This window comes from Bifidobacterium sp. ESL1130, from assembly GCF_058507935.1.
The window spans coordinates 805,906-824,531 of sequence record NZ_CP196379.1 but is presented as its reverse complement, the minus strand read 5'-3'; the positions used below and the strand labels follow the sequence as shown (position 1 = coordinate 824,531).

At 58.2% G+C, this 18,626-nt stretch carries 10 protein-coding genes and 2 pseudogenes; 1 reads left to right on the top strand and 11 read right to left on the bottom strand.

From position 1 onward, the window contains the following. Positions 1-74 precede the first annotated feature (74 nt). The 6 genes from rpoB to ACSYSO_RS03125 all read right to left on the bottom strand — a co-directional run bounded on the left by rpoB (position 75) and on the right by ACSYSO_RS03125 (position 9,215). Positions 75-3,641 (bottom strand): DNA-directed RNA polymerase subunit beta, encoded by a 3,567-nt coding sequence (rpoB, locus tag ACSYSO_RS03150; protein ID WP_489798678.1) that lies wholly within the window; start codon positions 3,639-3,641, stop codon positions 75-77. Between the two features lie 219 nt (positions 3,642-3,860). Continuing rightward, positions 3,861-4,607 carry a hypothetical protein gene (locus ACSYSO_RS03145; protein ID WP_489798680.1) on the bottom strand — a complete coding sequence of 249 codons (747 nt, stop codon included), beginning with the start codon at positions 4,605-4,607 and terminating at the stop codon, positions 3,861-3,863. Between the two features lie 39 nt (positions 4,608-4,646). After that, the gene (locus ACSYSO_RS03140) at positions 4,647-6,176 is read right to left on the bottom strand and encodes a hypothetical protein (protein WP_491701984.1); all 1,530 of its coding nucleotides are present in this window, start codon (positions 6,174-6,176) and stop codon (positions 4,647-4,649) included. Positions 6,177-6,226: 50 nt separating this feature from the next. Further along, a complete protein-coding gene (locus tag ACSYSO_RS03135) occupies positions 6,227-6,985 on the bottom strand; it encodes an ABC transporter ATP-binding protein (RefSeq protein ID WP_489798684.1) in 759 nt (252 codons plus the stop codon). A 285-nt stretch (positions 6,986-7,270) separates the two neighbouring features. Further along, on the bottom strand, positions 7,271-8,020 hold the full coding sequence (locus tag ACSYSO_RS03130; protein ID WP_489798686.1) for a hypothetical protein: 750 nt from the start codon (positions 8,018-8,020) through the stop codon (positions 7,271-7,273). Positions 8,021-8,105: 85 nt separating this feature from the next. Further along, positions 8,106-9,215, bottom strand: a complete 1,110-nt coding sequence (locus ACSYSO_RS03125; protein ID WP_489798946.1) for an HhH-GPD family protein — start codon at positions 9,213-9,215, stop codon at positions 8,106-8,108. Positions 9,216-10,447: 1,232 nt separating this feature from the next. On the opposite strand from ACSYSO_RS03125, the gene ACSYSO_RS03120 reads away from it, so the two are divergent. Next, on the top strand, positions 10,448-11,047 hold the full coding sequence (locus ACSYSO_RS03120; protein ID WP_489798948.1) for a tRNA (cytidine(34)-2'-O)-methyltransferase: 600 nt from the start codon (positions 10,448-10,450) through the stop codon (positions 11,045-11,047). 464 nt (positions 11,048-11,511) lie between these two features. Here the strand turns inward: ACSYSO_RS03120 and ACSYSO_RS03115 are convergent, their stop codons facing one another. The 5 genes and pseudogenes from ACSYSO_RS03115 to murD form a co-directional block, all read right to left on the bottom strand. Then, complete coding sequence (locus tag ACSYSO_RS03115) at positions 11,512-12,684, bottom strand: cell division protein FtsQ/DivIB (RefSeq protein WP_491701983.1); 1,173 nt, start codon at positions 12,682-12,684, stop codon at positions 11,512-11,514. A 116-nt stretch (positions 12,685-12,800) separates the two neighbouring features. Then, positions 12,801-14,534: pseudogene (gene murC / locus ACSYSO_RS03110) on the bottom strand (UDP-N-acetylmuramate--L-alanine ligase); the annotation flags it as partial. After that, positions 14,508-15,662 (bottom strand): annotated as a pseudogene (locus tag ACSYSO_RS03105) (UDP-N-acetylglucosamine--N-acetylmuramyl-(pentapeptide) pyrophosphoryl-undecaprenol N-acetylglucosamine transferase); the annotation flags it as partial. The pseudogenes ACSYSO_RS03105 and murC, both read right to left, overlap by 27 nt. Before the next feature lie 138 nt (positions 15,663-15,800). Next, the gene (gene ftsW, locus ACSYSO_RS03100) at positions 15,801-17,093 is read right to left on the bottom strand and encodes a putative lipid II flippase FtsW (RefSeq protein WP_491701982.1); all 1,293 of its coding nucleotides are present in this window, start codon (positions 17,091-17,093) and stop codon (positions 15,801-15,803) included. After that, positions 17,086-18,609: a UDP-N-acetylmuramoyl-L-alanine--D-glutamate ligase gene (gene murD, locus ACSYSO_RS03095; protein ID WP_491701981.1), complete on the bottom strand. Its 1,524-nt coding sequence runs from the start codon at positions 18,607-18,609 to the stop codon at positions 17,086-17,088. The genes ftsW and murD overlap by 8 nt, the downstream gene beginning before the upstream one ends. Positions 18,610-18,626: the final 17 nt, after the last annotated feature.

Genomic DNA, 18,626 nt, shown 5'->3' with positions numbered 1-18,626 from the left:
TGAATTGATACGTGTTTCGTTGTCTATTCGAAAGTCCGCCGGCACCGCCCTAGCAGTGCCGGCCGGTAATCGGGTTACTGGTATTCCGGCTGAGGCGCAACCTGATCCTCCTTGGCGGAGGTGTCCGGGCGGGCGCCGATGTTGAAGCCGAGATCTTCGGAGGCCGACGAGGGGTCGTCGTCACTGTCCTTCATGTCGATGGCCACGCCTTCGGCGTTGAGCACCTCGACGTTCAGCGACAGCGACTGCATTTCCTTCAACAGCACCTTGAACGACTCAGGGATGCCTGCCGGCGGCAGGTTATCGCCCTTGACGATGGCGCCGTAAGCACGCACGCGACCGTCCACGTCGTCGGACTTGGTGGTCATCATCTCGTGCAGCGTGTAGGAGGCACCGTAGGCTTCAAGTGCCCACACCTCCATCTCGCCGAAGCGCTGGCCGCCGAACTGAGCCTTGCCGCCCAGCGGCTGCTGGGTGATCATGGAGTACGGACCGGTGGAACGAGCGTGAATCTTGTCGTCCACCAAGTGGTGCAGCTTGAGCATGTACATGTAGCCCACGGAAATCGGCTTGGGGAACGGCTCTCCGGTGCGGCCGTCGAAGAGCTGCGCCTTGCCGTCCTCGCCCACGAGCTTGTCGCCGTCGGCGTTGGGCAGCGTGGACTTGAGCAGTCCCTGAATCACGTCGGGACGCACACCGTCGAAGACGGGAGTGGCCACCGGAGTGCCCGGCTCGCCGGACTCGGCGCCTTGCGGTACGTGCTTCTTCCACTCGGCCTCAAGGTCTGGATCGAGCTGGATATTCCAGCCTGCGTGGGCGATCCAGCCCAAGTGCAGCTCGAGCACCTGTCCCAGGTTCATTCGGCTCGGCACGCCCAAGGGGTTGAGCATGATGTCGACCGGGGTGCCGTCCGCCATGAACGGCATATCCTCTTCGGGCAGGATGCGCGAGATGCAGCCCTTGTTGCCGTGACGGCCGGAAAGCTTGTCGCCCACCGTGATCTTACGGTGCTGGGCGATGTAGACGCGAATCATCTGGTTGACACCGCTGGGCAGCTCGTCGCCGTCCTCCTCGGCATCCTCACGAGTCACTTCCTTGATGGAGATGACCGTGCCGGACTCGCCGTGAGGCACACGCAGAGAGGTGTCGCGCACCTCGCGGCTCTTCTCGCCGAAGATGGCGCGCAGCAGGCGCTCCTCTGGGGTCAGCTCGGTCTCGCCCTTCGGGGTTACCTTGCCAACCAGAATGTCTCCGGCCTCTACCTCGGCGCCGATGCGGATGATGCCGCGATCGTCGAGGTTCGCCACCGCGTCCTCGCCCACGTTGGGCAGGTCGCGAGTGATCTCCTCAGGCCCGAGCTTGGTGTCACGGGAGTCAATCTCGTATTCCTCGATGTGGATCGAGGAGAGCGTATCGTCCTGCACGAGACGCTGGGAGATAATCACGGCGTCCTCGTAGTTGTAGCCATTCCAAGGCATGAAGGCGACCAGCGCATTCTTGCCCAAGGCGAGCTCACCCTTCTCGGTGGCCGGGCCATCAGCCAGCACCGTGCCGACCTCAACACGTTCGCCGTCCTTGATGAGCGGCACCTGGTTGTAGGAGGTGGTCTGGTTGGAACGCTGGAACTTCTCCAGCTTGTAGCTCGAGGTGGTGCCGTCGTCGTTCATCACACGGATGATGTCGGCGGAAACATAGGTGACCACGCCAGCCTTCTCGGCCAGAATCGTGTCGCCGGAATCCACTGCGGTACGCCATTCGGCACCGGTACCCACCAAGGGGCGCTCGGACTTGACGAGCGGCACGGCCTGACGCTGCATGTTGGTACCCATGAGCGCTCGGTGTCCCTCGTCGTGCTCAAGGAACGGAATGAGCGAAGCACCCACGGAAACCATCTGACGCGGGGAAACGTCCATGTAGTCCACGGAGCTGATCGGCACATCGACCGCTTCTTCGGTGGCGGAACGCACCAGGGCGGTCTTATCCACGAAGTTGCCGTTCTCGTCCAGCTCCTGGTTGGACTGAGCGATGACGTGCTCAGACTCACGGTCGGCGGTCATGTACTCAATCTCGTCGGTGACGTGGCCGTCAACGACCTTGCGGTACGGGGTCTCGATGAAGCCGAACGGGTTGACACGGCCGAACGTTGCCAGCGAGCCGATGAGGCCGATGTTCGGGCCTTCAGGAGACTCGATGGGGCACATACGTCCGAAGTGGGAGGGGTGCACGTCTCGCACTTCCATGGAGGCACGGTCACGCGACAGGCCGCCGGGGCCCAGAGCGGAGAGACGGCGCTTGTTGGTCACACCGGACAGCGGGTTGTTCTGATCCATGAACTGGCTGAGCTGAGAGGTGCCGAAGAACTCCTTGATGGTGGCGTTCACCGGGCGGATGTTAATCAGCGACTGCGGTGTGATGGCCTCGGCGTCCTGAGTGGTCATGCGCTCGCGCACCACACGCTCCATACGGCTCAGGCCGGTGCGCAGCTGGTTCTGCACCAGTTCGCCCACCTGGCGGATGCGGCGGTTGCCGAAGTGATCGATATCGTCCACTTCCACGCGCAAATCCACGTCTTCGCCATCGCGCTTGCCCGGGAAGGTCTTGTCGCCGGCGTGCAAAGCCACCAAGTACTTGATGGTGGCAACGATGTCGTCTTGGCTCAGGGAACGGTCAGCTCCCTCAGTTTCCAGACCCAACTTGCGGCTGATCTTGTAACGGCCCACGCGCGCCAAGTCATAACGCTTGGTGTTGAAGTAGAAGGAGTCGAGCAGCTGACGGCCGGCCTCTGCAGTCGGAGTGTCCGCAGGGCGAATCTTGCGGTACAGGTCAACAAGAGCCTCGTCCTGAGTTTCGATGGGCTCCTTCTCGAGCGCATCAAGCACCAGCGGGTAGTCCTTGAACGCCTTCTTGATCTCAGGCTTGGTCATGCCGATGGCCATGAGGAAGACAATGGCGGACTGCTTGCGCTTGCGATCCACGCGCACGCCGAGCACGTCGCGCTTGTCGATCTCGAACTCAAGCCAGGCACCACGGCTTGGGATAATCTTCGCGCCGAAGACTTCCTTGTCGGACGTACGGTCGGCCTCGCGGCTGAAGTAGACGCCCGGGGAACGCACGAGCTGCGAGACGATGACGCGCTCGGTGCCGCCGATGATGAAGGTTCCGTGAGGGGTTTGCAGAGGGAAGTCGCCCATGAAGACGGTCTGGCTCTTGATCTCGCCAGTCTCACCGTTCTCGAACTCAGCGTTGACATAGAGCGGAGCGGAGTAGGTGTAGTCCTTCTCCTTGCACTCCTGCACCGTGTGGCGCGGCTCCTCGAAGTACGGCTCCGAGAAGGTCAGGCTCATGGTCTGCGCAAAGTTCTCAATCGGGGAAATCTCCTCGAAGACCTCGTCGAGGCCGGAGGTGTGCGCCACCACGTTGGTGCCGTCCTTCAAATCCTTCTCCACGCGCTTCTTCCAGCGCTCGTTGCCGACGAGCCAGTCGAAGCTGTCGGTCTGAACCCCGAGGAGGTAGGGCGGGTCGATGGGCTCTTTGATGGAGCCGAAGTTCACACGGTCCGAGGCCAGGTGCGCGGCGATGTCCTTCTCGTCGGCGCGTGCGATGACTTGTGTGGTGTTCGTCTTGAGCTTCTGTTCAGCCAAAATGGACGTTCCTTATCGCTTGCTTGAATCAAATCAATTCTTGCGCGAAAGGCCTGCACAACCGCGAGATTCTGCGGGCCTTTCGCATGTGCAGCATGCCCGCAATATGACACACCCCATGTATCGCGACAGTTTACCCATCCGGCTTGACAAAGGCGCGAAGTTGGTATAAGCGCTAATCCATCCTGTACTCTTGCAAGGTAAAGAACCGTGTAAGCATTACTCTTGGATTCCCTGACCACGCCTCAACGACCACAACAACGAAGCAACTACGGCAAGCAGAAGCGCCACACAGAAGATGACACGAGCTGAAACGGTCCCAGCGGTATCGTGAGTGGTGTACAGGCGCAGCATAAAGCCGGTTTTCGCTTGCAGTTTCTGCGTCGCAATATTGACAATAACAAGCACGGTTCCTACAGCCAATCCGTAGAACCTGCCCGCTGCTGCCATCCCCAGTATCATGAGAGCCATGTCAATAATGATGTTGACGCATGCCACCGTCACAGCTTCCCGATGAGAAGATGTACTTGCCGCCCCGCCCAGCCACCATATGAACAGTACCGCGACCGCTTGCGCGGCAACAGCCGCAGCCATGTAATACAGCCACAACCTGCGCTGGGTAAACCTCTCCCAGATGGTCATTGAAGAGGACAGCAACACCAAACTCATCACCATGAACACCACTGCCAAAACCTCGGCCACAGGAACCACCAACGCCTGTTCGCGGGTTGCCGGAGGACATCCGACGTACGCGCTCGCCATATTCCCGCGCAATGCTTTATGCGCCGTGCCGAGGGCTGGCAGACAGACTTGATCAGCGAACGCCAGGAAACGATTGGCATCACGCTTACCCAGCAGAATGCTGAGTACCGGAACCAGTATTGCCATACCCAGCGCAAACAGCGCGGAAACAGCATGCCTCCCCTGCAACCATAGCGGTGCATTAGCGAAAGGAAATGTCGCCATTCGATCCTGCTGTCTACGATGTTTTGCCATGATTATAGATCAATCTTTCACTTCTTGAGCGATATTGTCATGCAGCACATCTTCAGCCGTCAAGGTGCGCTGTTGAATCTGCTGATGATGACGCTGGTAGAACGCTCGGAACCCGCTATCATCCACCTCGGCCAGAACGGTATGTACTTTGTCTTTGCCGCTATATCCCTCGATATAGGTTCGTGTGGACTCCCCGGTGGCCTCATATGCCGCCAAATCAGACATTCGCTGAGGTAGAACCGCATTGATGTAATCACATATACGATCCGCAGTGTCCAGAGTCTCCTTGTCTGTGCCTTGCTGCTCATGCGCCGATGGAGCGTCTTTGTCAGCAGCACCGGCATTCATGGCATCGGTATACTGCTTGGTGAACTCGCTGAAATTGGATGCTGGACCGTCAGCGTCCGAATCCAATCGGATTACGTTGGAGCCCAGTCGGCGAATCATGTCGTTTCCGCGGCCATCCACGTTCCATTGCCCGCCACGCGTCGCCGGCACGAACGCATTGCCCAACAACACAACAAAATCATCATGTACGTCACTTCCCATGCCCCATTGGGCAACGGAATCGACATACTTCATATACTGCTTGCGTTTGAGTGCATCGCTTGGATATGAGCAGACGGCAATCTTGGCTTTGGCACCGCTTTCGCATACCGGTGTAAATGGTTCCGCCCTGCGCCACACCTTCGGACCAAACGAGCTGACTCCTACAGACACCAGTGCTATAACCACTAAGAATGATGCCAATGCGACAGCTTTAACGGCAATTCCCTCACGCCATGATGCCTCATACCACACACACGCTGCAACGCAGACGGCAATAAGAACCACACGGAACAATATTTGCCACATCAGAGCAGCTGAAGACAACCTCATGCCAGGCTCCCCTGCCGTGCCGGGAAGAATCGGGAACACGAGCGCCTTGCTGTCACCCCAAGAAGATGCCTGTACTCCAGAGTCGGTAAAAGGGTATTGCAGTAGAAACACGCCAACCCAATCCACAACAACCACGATGACACCAACAATCACCGTCGACCACCGACTGCCGGTCAGTCTCCCGACCACGTATCCCATTGCCGCCATGCTCATCACTACAAGGCAACCGGACGCAATCAACGCCCAAGGAATGTCAGAGAAGGTGCCTATCTCCTCACACGTCATCACCATAGGCACGACAGAGACAGCAAAGAACACTCCCGCAAGGAACACTATCTTGAGCATCGGCACGGCATTACGACGCAGAGGGACACCGGCAATCCAAGGTGCACCGACCACACTGCCATTGCTTGAGATTCTAGAGCTGAACCATGCAGCGAACATGCCTGCGACAATATCGGGAACAATGTGCGCAAACGACAGTTGAAAGGTGAGATTCGACAGACTCGGCATGCTGCGATACGAAAGCCACAATGCCAATGGGTACACAAGCATTGCAGCGAACAACGTCATCACACTGACCGGAGTCAGCGTCCATATCATGGTTCGGACGGTTCCCATGCGCGAACCGCTATGCGCGTGTGCTGCCTTCGTTGCCATTCTCTTCCGTTTCTCAATACGGGCGGTGTCTCGGTACTGCGCCCCGTTATCTATATATGCGCCTGTGAGGATTCCATCAGGTTGCGATAGCCTGATTCCCAGACCGTCATCGTGGCATCGTCGTCGCTGCCGTACATCGCCAAATCGTCCACGGAACCTTCCATGAGCACGCGCCCATGATCGATCACCAGAACACGACCGGCGATTGCGGCAAGGTCCTCAACCAAGTGAGTGCTGATAATCACCGTATGTTCCTGTGCATAAGCGTCAAACAAATCTCTTACGGCAACTCGCTGTATCGGGTCAAGTCCCACCGTCGGCTCATCCAAAATCAACACGTCAGGTCGGTTCACCATTGCACATGCCATGCCCGCCCTCTGGCGCATACCACCAGAAAGCTGACGCACGTTCTTGTTGATTTCATCGTTCAATCCCACCTCGGCAATAACGCGGCGTGCGGCCCTATCAGACTGCGATACGCTCAAACCGCGGGTCCAGGCGGCATAACGCACATTATGCAGCAGTGTCGAACCGTTCATCATCTCAAAATGCTGCGGCAAATAGCCAACATGTGCTCTGGCTTCCGCCCTTGAGCGGCGCTCCCCTGTCGTATTGCCCACGATGGATACCACACCTGTTGAAGGCTGTGACAGTGTGGCAATCAGGTTCATCAACGTTGTTTTCCCCGCACCGTTCGACCCAAGCAGACCATATAAGCCGACACCGAAAGACAGATTCAAATCACGGTAGATCAGAGCATCCTTTTTATATCCAAAATCTACGTGTTCCAACTCCACCGTGTTGACCATGTACACCTCATCATCATTGGTTATCACAAGACAGAACAGCAGGCGCTACACCTTTGCGTTTTACTCATGTTTTCACTCCATGGGTATCGCTGTTGTTTATTCTTCTATGAACTCAACTACACAGTTCTCCAGCAGCAGAACATGGATGTGAAACGACACGCAATAAGCGTGTCGGCAATAACAATCAGTAATCAGCAATCAAGCACTGTAACGTCCTTTTGCCTAGCGCAGAGCACATATCCTGCGATAGGCCAATACCTACCCTGGTCCCCAACTCAAATCAACTCAAATGATGCTGACGGTAACCTTGTTGCTCACTATCTGCGGATGGTCCTTGAGACTGAGCTGCGCCACGTACGTGCCACGGTCCACTCGCGGCAGCACGCTGTCATCCTTGCATTGCGTGCCGGTGCGGTCGGCATTCCACACGATGGCCTGAGTATCGGTGCTCATATCTGACACGCTCGCCATGAGCAGCTTGCGCGGAGCTGACGGGCATACGTTCGACTGCCAAACGGTGTCGTCACCCGAGGTGATGGTCAGCACTCGCGAAGCATCGGACGCGTCAACCAGGCAACTGCCGGAACCCTTGTGACGCACGGTGGCATTAAATTTCACCGACCCGGCCAACGGTGCGCTCTGCACATCCGCCTGCAGCTCAAGCGTGACATGGTCGGCATTGCAATATTTCGGCGCCTTGGACGAGTTGACCTGAGCGGAAGTCTGCGCAGCCGAGCCACCACCATCCGGTGTGGGTACGGCGTCGCGTATCAGCGTCGAAGTCCTGCGCCCGTCAGCCACTGCCGAGGCAGCAACCACGCCACGCCCCAAGCTGTATACACTCCACGCCACCACTGCCAACACCGCCACAAGCGCTATCACAACCACAATGCGACGGCGCCAATACACGGCGTTCATGCTTCGCGTTGCCGTATCCGAGCGGTTCGCAGCACCGGACTGCTTCGCCGCGGGCGCCGTTCCCTTACGCTTCCCCTCTTGCCCGGTGCGTGCGGAGGAACCTGCCGATGAGGCCATTGAACTACCACGACCTTTGGAACGAGGACGGTGAGGATGTTGGGATTGCGAAACCATGTTGCCCAGTCTAGCGCTGCGTACGAATTCAGCGTGGCAGGCTGAGCGAACGGTCCGGATGAATCACGATAAGGCCGTCTTCGTCAAGCGAGGCGACACACTGGTCGAGCTGCACCCGGTCGTCCCACAGCGCTTCCACACTGGTGCGAGGCAATGTGCCGTTCGTCTGTTCCAAACCTCTCAGCGCATCGAGTATCTTCCCGCGCACCTGCCGATTAGTGCCTTGGAAACGCTGCCTCGGGCGGGTTCGTTTCTCCCCCAAGTGCGGTCTGCCAGCGGCCAGGAACGCACACGAGTCGGCGATAGGGCACTCTTGGCACATCGGGCTTTTCGCCGTGCACACCAGTGCGCCAAGTTCCATGATTGCCTGATTCCAGGTCACGCTCGCGGGGACGGCCGAACCGCACGCGGCGTCGTCCGTAATGTTAGCGATGCCTTCCGGCTCATTACCGGTACACAAACTCGGCCGGTGCTTCACTGCATATGAGGTATCTTCCGTAATGTCAACGGTACCTTCTGGCTTAGCGATGCCTTCCGGCTCATTGCTGGTACACGAACTCGGCCGGTGCTTCATGCCGTGTGAAGCACCTTTCACAACATCATCGTGCTCGGCTGCCTGCCTATCTCGAGGCAGCACTTCCTGTGCCAGTTTCCGTTCCCGCGGCGTGGCGGAACCACCCAAGGATTCCTCGCCCAGGAATACGCGAGAAAGCACGCGACGAATGTTGGTGTCTACCACAGCCGCTTTGCGGTGGAACGCGAAACTCAACACTGCGCTGGCTGTGTAATCGCCGATGCCTGGCAGTGAAACCAGTTCGTCATAGGTCTGCGGCAACTCCCCGCCATACTGGTCGCTCACCACGCGGGCGCACTCCTGCAATCGCAGCGCACGACGCGGATACCCAAGCTTGCCCCACGCGGTGATCACTTCGGCTGTGCTGGCCTTGGCGAGCGCCTGCGGTGTGGGCCATACTTCCATCCATGCCTGCCAGTAGGGCACCACACGGCTCATCTGGGTCTGCTGACTCATCACCTCCGAGACCAGCACGCCCCACGGTGTTGTGCGGCCGAAGCGCCATGGCAGGTCACGCGCATGCTCCTGCCACCAAGCGAACAGACCGGTGCGAATGTGGCGCAATGATGACGGTGGTACCGTTCGTTGAGGTTTGGTCACTGATTTGGCTGCCGGTTGGGGCTGGGCCACTGATTTAGTAGATAGCTGTGGCTCAGTCACTGATTGGGGCGTTCGTTGAGGTTTGGTCTGGGGCACACCCCTATTGTGCCGTAAGTCGTCACCAAACAACATCAAACAAGAGCCGGCATATTGTGCAATTGCTAACAGCGCTATCTGTCCAATAGCGCAGACTCCGCCATCTCGGTCGCGCACCCCCATCACCGCACTTACCAACGCATCAACTGCCACACCTCATCCACGCCTCACAACCCACAACCCAGCAACCTCACAACCCACCACACCTCACAACCCACTAACCGTCACACCAACAACGAAACAATCACGACGCCAACCACCACATCCCACGACCCACTAACTATTAACCGTCATATCTCACGATTCACCAATGATCACACCAGCCCCACAACATAGCAACCGCCACACCAATCTTCACTCCTCATGATGCAGCAGCGTTTCCGTCGCTGATACCCTCCTAGCGACGGAAACGCTGCGCCACCATCAACAAACGTAACCAAACCGTCACTCAGCAGCGCTCAACGACGGAAACGCTACAACCTCACCAACAAACGCAACAGAACCGACACTCAGCAGCACTCAGTGACGGAAACGTTGCGACACCACCAACAAACGTAACCAAACCGTCACCCAACAACACTCGTCTACACTCATCGACGTCCAACGACGGAAGCATCGCAGCAGCACCAACAACGCAACAGAAACGACGCTGAGACGATATCAGTGACGGAAACGTTGCGACACGACCTACAAACGCAACCAAACCGACGTTCAGTGGCACTTCAGCGACGGAAACGCTGCAACCTCACCAACAAACGCAACAGAAACGACGCTCAGTGGAGCTCAGCGACGGTTTGGTTGCGTTCGTTCGTAAATCCACCCGTTAGTCTGTCGGTTCACGGCGATATTTTGGGGATATGACACTTGAGCACATGAACGAACAGCACTCAAAACAAGACGGGCAGACGGACACCGCCATACAACCGAAATATGCCGAACAAGCCGGCACCTCCATGCAACCGACACACAGTGGACAAGCAGATTCCGCCGTACAACCGGCGCACAGCAAACAGGTCGATGCCACCGTGCATTCACAGACGGACTCTGCGGCAGGACCGCAAGCCGATCTGCAAACCGACCCGCAAGCCAAGGTAAGCGATATGTACGAATATGGCTATCGCAAGTCGAACTACGGGCCCGACGAGCTGGTCACCGACGCGCATGGCAACCCGATCAATGTGACCGACGCAATGATGAGCGCCCATGAGGCCGCCGCCACCCCCACAGTCACCCCTCACCTGTGCTACTACTCGCCGCGCATCCCCGGCAACACCGGTTCCGCCATTCGTCTGTGCGCCGTGACCGGCACAATCCTGCATCTGGTGGAGCCGCTCGGATTCAACCTGCGCGACACCAAACTGCGCCGAGCCGGACTGGATTACCACGACATGGCGCACGTGGTGCTGCACCCTGACTTTGACGACTTGGTGAACTCCATGCCGAACTCACGCATCATCGCATTCACCGCGCATGCCACCAAAAACTATACAGAGGTCGAATATAGGCCGGACGACATCCTGCTCTTCGGGCCGGAACCGGGAGACATTCCCGACCCGATGGACATCATGGCCGGTCCGCATGTGGCCGAGCAGGTGCGTCTGCCCATGCGCCCGAGCCTGCGCTCGCTCAATCTGACGAACTGTGCGTCGATCGCCATCTACGAGGCGTGGCGTCAGCTTGGTTTCAAAGGCGGAGAATAAAAGCGTTCGAGTTCTCTGGCACGCATCGCAGCATTATGAGACTGCCCTCGTATAAGCAGTCTCATAAGGGTAATTTCATATAGGCAGTCTCATAGGCCTTTCATATGGACCGCCTTATACGCGGGACGCTTGATAATCTGGCGCAACTGCAGCAGGGAGAAGGATTGCCATTACCGCACCTTACATACGGGACTCTTGATGATCGGCCACAACCGCAACTGGGAGACAAAACATCTACCGGCTGCACCTTGTATGCGAGTCAACTTGATAACCAGATGCAACGGCGGCTGGGAGACGGCGCCCACTAACCGCACTTTATACACGGTCTACCTGATAACCAGACATAGCCACAGCCGGGAGACGAGATCGCCCCAACTGCACCTTATACACGGGGTCTACTTGATCACCATGTGCAACGGCGGCTGGGAGGAGAGACTGCCACCAACCGCACTCATATGCATGTCCTACTTGATAATCGGACGCAACGGTGCCGACACATCAACCTGATGCTTGTCCCCTATTTTGGTCGGATCGTTCACGATTTTATCGACCACTGCCAGCTTGAGCTTGATCTGCGAGGCATCACCCCACACAATCACACGCCCACCGTTGTCGATTTCCGTAGTGACGGAATCCTGCGTTTGTGCCGTAACCTTTGAAACTCGCTGTCGCATCTGCTTGGGCATCTGGTTGAGAATCTTCAATGCCTGCTGCACTGCACGATTCTTCAATCCTTCATCCACACTGCCGGTTTCGATGACGGGAATACCTTCAACGGGTGTGTTGACGACCGAATTCAGTACACGCGCCTCTCCGTCCACAGCCGTGGACTTGCCATCAGGAGTTTTGAGCAGCGCCGCAGGCTCCTGGGCATGGACCTCCACACTCAGACTCTTCGGGTAATGCTTGTCCACTTGGGCTTTGGTTACTCCAGGAATACCATCGAGTTGCGCGGCGATATCATCCGTCGACACCAAAAACAGCGATTTTCCCGTCTGCTTGCTGGTGATGGCGGTAATCTGACGCTCGCTTACCCAAGCATTGTTGCCAGCGATACTGACTTCTTGAGGCTCAAGTATGAACACCGGTGAAAACAGGAGCAGCCACACCATGGCGGCAATTGCAGCCAGCACACCCAGTACGGCAAATACACGCACCATCACACGCCTACGGTTCGCCTGCTTGCGCTCCTTGAGACGAGCGTTGAAATCCACCACTTTGGGACGCGACACCACTCCCAAGGGACCTGAGGTCTGGCTGAGGGTCTTAGCCACCAAATCTTCGCCGTCAAGGGCACGAACGTCTGGGAACCCTTGGCTTTCACCGTAGTCGATGGTTCTGGAACGACCTTGTGCCGAAGCGCTCAACCGGGCTGGTGAACTGTTCGAAGACGAGGAATGCGAACGACTTGAGCGAGAACGACGGGACTGTGCAGGCTGAGAAGACCGTGACGAGGAATCCCCCACCACAAGTGCAACAGAATCCGAGTCGCGCGTACGAGAAGAACGCTCACCCTTGGATTTGCCGGTATCTTTCGCGGTTGCACTGCGGCGCTGATCTCGACCGACTCCGCTCTCCTGCAGGCGAGATTGTGCTACACGTGCCTGTGACGCCGTTCGCTGGTGCTTGCGCGCCATCAGCGCACTCCCTCATGCTCACTGGCATTGTGTATCTCTTCGCGACGTTCTGCCTGTTCGATACTTTTTGATTCTTGGCGACGCTCTGCCTCTTCGTGATGCCCTGCCTCTGCGGCAACGCCACCGCTATGTTCACGCGATTGGAGAACCGCCAGCATCACCGACCCCATGTCAGTAATATCCCCGGCTCCTACTGTCAGCAGCACATCTCCTGGCTGCGCCCGCAAGGCGAGCATTTTGGCACCTTCACGCATGTCGGCGACCATCGCGATATTCGTCTTGCCGGCAGTGCTTGCCGTTGTCTTGTCGCGTTCAGGTTCCGTACCGGCAACGTACGGACTTATAGCGTGCGAGCCTGCAGCAGATGCACTATAGTCGCCGTGCTGTTCGGATTGTTGCCGTTGCACCTCATCCACCAAGGTTTGAGCACTCACACCGGGGAAATCAGCCGATTGCTCGCGGGCAGGGAAAATCGAAGTGACGATGACATCGTCGGACAAACGCAGCGCACTGGCAAACTCGTGGGTGAAGAACGCGGTACGCGAGAACAGGTGTGGCTGGAACAGCACGCGAATGGCGGCGTGCGGGTACCTGCGGCGTGCTGCGGTGAGCAAGGCCTGGATCTCAGTGGGATGATGGGCGTAATCATCGACTACTTCTGCTCCATAAGCGCGCCCTTTGGATTCGAATCGTCGAGAAGCCCCCATGAAACCAGACAGCGACTGTGCCGCAGCGTCAACGTCCATGCCCAGCAACGCAGCGCAGATAATCGCCCCTGTGGCATTGCGCGCATTGTGTGCCCCGGGCACCTGCAGGTCAACCACGACGCGCCTCTCGTCATCACCGTCACAACCGGCAAAGCCTGCCGGAAGCTCCACGGTGAACTGTTCCCGGCCGGTGCCATCCTGCTCTTGGTCCAAGAGGATATGAACTACCGTCAAGCCTGCATCATTGTTCTCGTCGTTGCCCGTTGTGCCGCGCAGCAACGTCTGTGCGGTGGTTGCCGATTCGGTGGTGTAGGCGATGGTCTTCGAAATCACCTCGCGAGGAAGGGAGCGCAGCAATGCCTGCGCGCCTTCATCGTCCACCGACATCACCACATTGCGTTTGGCGTGACCGGCATATTCCACGAATGCTTTGCGATAGCGATCGGCATCACCGTAAAAATCCAGATGGTCAGCTTCCGCGTTGGTTATCAGGGCGATATCCGGACGGTACTTTTCGAAGCTGCCGTCCGACTCATCCGATTCAGCCACCATCACGTCGCCTGTGCCGGCATGACCGCCGTCAATGGCCTCGCCGTCCAAGGACTGGATTGAACCGCCGATCGCGTAACTCGGGTCGGACAGACTGCCCCGACCTGCATGGGTAAGCATGTGCGCCAGCATGGAGCTGGTTGTGGTCTTACCGTGGGCACCGGCCACGCTCACCGCACGTTTACCGTCCATCAGCAACGCCAGGATATCGCTGCGGTGCACGATGTGCGCCCCGGCTTGAGCCGCCGCCACAATCTCCGGATTGTCAGGTTTGATGGCGCTGGAATAGACGACGGTGCGAGCACCGGAGACATGCTCGGCCTGCTGGCCGAACTGCACTGTGATGCCGAGATCCTGTAGACGTTTGGTCTTTGCGTTAGATCCACGGTCGGAACCGCTTACCTCGACGCCACGCTCGTGCAGCATCTCGGCCAGCACGCTCATGCCAGAGCCGCCGATACCGATGAAATGGGTATGTCCCAAATCTTCCAATCGGGTTTTCTGGTCAAACCCTTGCTGGGCAGGGACCAGTGTGATGCGTTCAGGCGTTACGGCACCAGTCTCACCTGCCAAACGGAGCACCTCCTGTGCCATGACATCGGCAGCGTTGCGAATGCCGTATTCCCAAGCCTGACTACCCATGGCATGCAAAGCTTGCACATCCGCCAGCATGCCGGGAACATGTTGTTTCACCCAAGCGGCAGTGAATGCCTCATTAGACACCATCAGACCGCCACCGGCCTGCACCACCGGCTCAGCGTTGAACCGCTGTTCGCCATTGCCAATGGGCAGCGGCACATATACGGCGGGAAGCCCGAGCGCCGTCAGTTCACTGACCGATCCGGCTCCGGAACGGCATATCACCAAATCCGCACAGGCAAACGCCAAATCGATACGCTCAAGGTATGGTGCCACATGATAATCACCGAGCCCGGCATGAGCTGGGTCAAGATCGTTTACCGCGCCTTCCCCGAGAACGCCACTCACCGCAGCGCGCACCTCATCAGCCTTGCCGTTACCGGTCAAGTGGACCACCTGCGCTACATCCAACAGTTCGGGTGCCGCCGCAGCCACCGCACGGTTGACGCTCAACGCTCCCAGCGACCCTCCGGTCACCACAACCACCGGGCGGGTCGGGTCCAAGCCCAAAGCCTGTGCAGCTTCTACCCTTGCAGCCCGTCTATCGTGTTCGAACGATTCGCACAGCGCTGCGATGGCCGGACGCAGTGGCAAACCTACACGTTGCATCCGTGCACCCTGTGCCGGCTTCAGACCGGTGCCCACATATGCCGTACCGATAAAGGAAGCCCATCTGCTGCCCAGCTTGTTCGCCATGCCTGCTCTGGCATTCTGTTCATGCACCGCAATCGGCAGACCCATCTTATGGGCCACCGTGTAGGCAGGCGCAGACGCATAGCCGCCGAAGCCAACCACCACATCGGCCTGACGCCGTTCCAGAATGGCACGAACCTGCGCTTGCTCCCTGCGCCACAGCGAGGGGAAACGCAGTGCCGCCTTGTTGAGCCGACGAGGGAAAGGCAGCTTATCTACCGCGTCGAGCTCAAAGCCGGCAGCAGGCACAAGATCATGCTCCAGACCAACCGCAGTGCCAATCACACTGACCTGAGCCGACGGGTCAAGCTTGGCAATCGAGGCAGCCACACTCAACAGCGGGTTGACATGACCTGCCGTACCACCACCTGCGAGCACAATATGCTTCATCAATCTGCCTCCACTACCACGAACCTGCGGGAGAACCGCTGCCTGTGAACCTATACCAACTTCCATTATGGCCTATGCCCGCCACCGGCACGCTGGCGGCGCAAACACCATGTCCGCCCATACTCGAACAGCATTGTGCTACACGCTGCGTGCGGCAACGTTGGCCTTCACATGCTTTTGCTCACGCATCATGCTGACAGCCACACCGGCGGCAATCAGACACATCACCAGCGAGGAACCTCCTGCCGAGACGAAAGGCAACGGCACTCCCATCACCGGCAGCAAGCCGACCACGACCATGATGTTGACCATCGCTTGTCCCACAATCCACACCGCCTCGCAAATGAGCACCATGGCCGTGTAACGGTTGCTGCTCTGCAAAGCCAGAACGAACATGCACCATGCCAACGCCACGAACAGCAGCACCACAATCGTCGCACCGATGAACCCGGTTTCCTCCCCGATGATGGCGAAGATGAAGTCGTTGTGCGCTTCGGGCAGGTAATTCCACTTCTCACGCGAATTACCGATACCTACGCCGAACAACCCGCCCGAGGCCATTGCGTATTTGGAATGCACCGACTGGTAGCACACATCAAGCGCCGAATCCGAATTGCAATCCTGATAGGCGGCGAGGATACGCTGCTTGCGGTTGGGGCTGTTGAGCACGAACGCAGCCACGAACACGACGACGACCAGACTGGCACCGGCCAGCCACTTGCCCGGGAAACCGCCGATAAGGAACGCCACGGCACCAATGAAGATCAGAATCATCGCCGTACCGAGATCCTTACCCATCATGACGGCACCCAAACACACAACAAAAACGACCACCGGAAGCAGATAGGCGCGTATGCCAAGCTTTTTGCTGCGTCTGTTCGAGTCACGCATGGCTGCCGGCAGCCACATGCACAATGCCAGCTTCATCACCTCAGCCGGCTGCAAAGTCAACGGCCCCAATGCAATCCACCCGGTGTTGCCGTTGCGGCTCACACCCAAGGGAGACATGGTGAGCAACTGCAGGCCTATGGCAAACATCACGAACAACATGCCCCGACGACGGTAATTGCGCGCCTTGATACGCGCGGCCACCACGGCAAGCACCACTCCCAGCACGCAAAATACAAGCTGGTTGAGCGCCTGCTTCCACGGTGAGGCACCAACGGAAATCATGCGTACGGAGGAACTCGAGAACACCATGACCAGACCGAATACCGTCAGCGCGGCCACAATGAGCATGAATCCGTAATAACACCAGATAGGGTTGATCAGACTGCGCCAGCCGGTATATGCGGCGTACGCGTCATCGTCTGCCTTCTGCGTACTGTCTGCACCATCTACCGTATTTCTGGGCTCAGCATCCTCAGCTTTGGCTTTTCCCCCACGCACACTGGCGGAACGACGACCGAGCCCGGCAAAGCGTTCACTCATGCGTATACACCCAATGCTTCGCCGCAGCGCAGAAACGCTCTCCACGCTGCGCGTACGACGCGAACTGATCCATGGAGGCACACGCCGGCGCCATCAGCACAGTGGCACTCGCCGTCCCTGGACGTATGCCCAAACCAAGCGCATACTGTCCAGCAGCCTGCACGGCGTGATTCATGACGCTATCGCTGGGCTCGTCCGGACTGATATACGTGACCGGAAGCCTAGGCGCTTGAGCCTCCAACGCATCCCTCATGGGTTGCTGGTCGACACCGATCACCACAACCGCCTTGAGCCGGTCGGCAACCTCACGCACCAGGTCGCCGAACTCGCCTCCTTTAGGCAATCCACCGGCAATCCATACCACGGAATGTTCCGGATATGATTTGAGCGAAGCCGCAGCTGCGCTGGCGTTGGTGGCTTTGGAATCGTCGACGAAGCTGATGGTGGCTCCCAAGAGCGTATCCAGCTGCGCCACCGTCTCGATGCGGTGATCTCCCGGAGCGAATCGGCGCAGCGCTTCGAGACAGGCATCCACATTCGCGCCCGCGCCCAAGGCCAGCGCCAGTGCGGTCAATGCGTCGGCAAGCAGATGAGGATAGACCGTCCCATCCGGCTCGCACAGGCCAGGGAAATCCGTGACGGAAGCGATGGCGTAGTCCTCATCGTTGTCGTCGTTTCCGTACCGTTGCCCCAGTCGAGCGGCAAGACTCTCGGGAATATCATCCTTCACAGAATGCGGTTCACCTGACAAACCGCTGCGATCCACAATCTTTCCGCCACTCACGCCAATTTGCCCTTCAGCAGGGCGCCCTAATGTGAAGCCCACCTTTTTGCACCCGGGGGCTACCACGGCGGCTTGGGCGGCTTGGCTGACTCGTTCGTCATCCGCGTTGAACACCAGTACTCGCTTGACATGCTGGAACACTTTGGCTTTGTCTGCGGCGTACTGGCTCATCCCACCATGCCAATCGAGATGATCGGCGGCGATGTTCGTGATGGCGGCGCAGTCGAGTTCCAACGAGTCGGTGAAATGCATCTGGAACGAACTCAACTCCACGCACAGTGCGTCGACTCCCGGGTCTGCCGCAGACAGGCTCACCGCCTTGCCGATGTTGCCCACGGCTGGAGCCACAAGACCTTGGGCTTCCATCATGGACGACACCATCTGTGTGGTGGTGGTTTTGCCGTTGGTTCCGGTGATGCCGATCCACGGTGCCGGAACACCGGTCCTGGTGGTGTCCGCTCTGAGCAGCCACGCCAGTTCTACTTCGCTGATGACCGGTATTCCACGGCTCTGCGCATGCAGTATGAACGCCTCTCGCGGAGTGAATACCGGGGATACCACCACCAAGTCAATCGTATTCCAATCCACTTCGATGAACGAGTGCAGATTGGCTCGGCTGTTGCTCTCATCCACGGTGATCACTCGTTTGGCACGACCAAGCAGCACACTGCGCGCAGCGCGACCGGAGACGCCGAGACCGGCGATCAGTACCGTCATCGAAGAAAAATTCATGAGTTCGCCTCGTATCC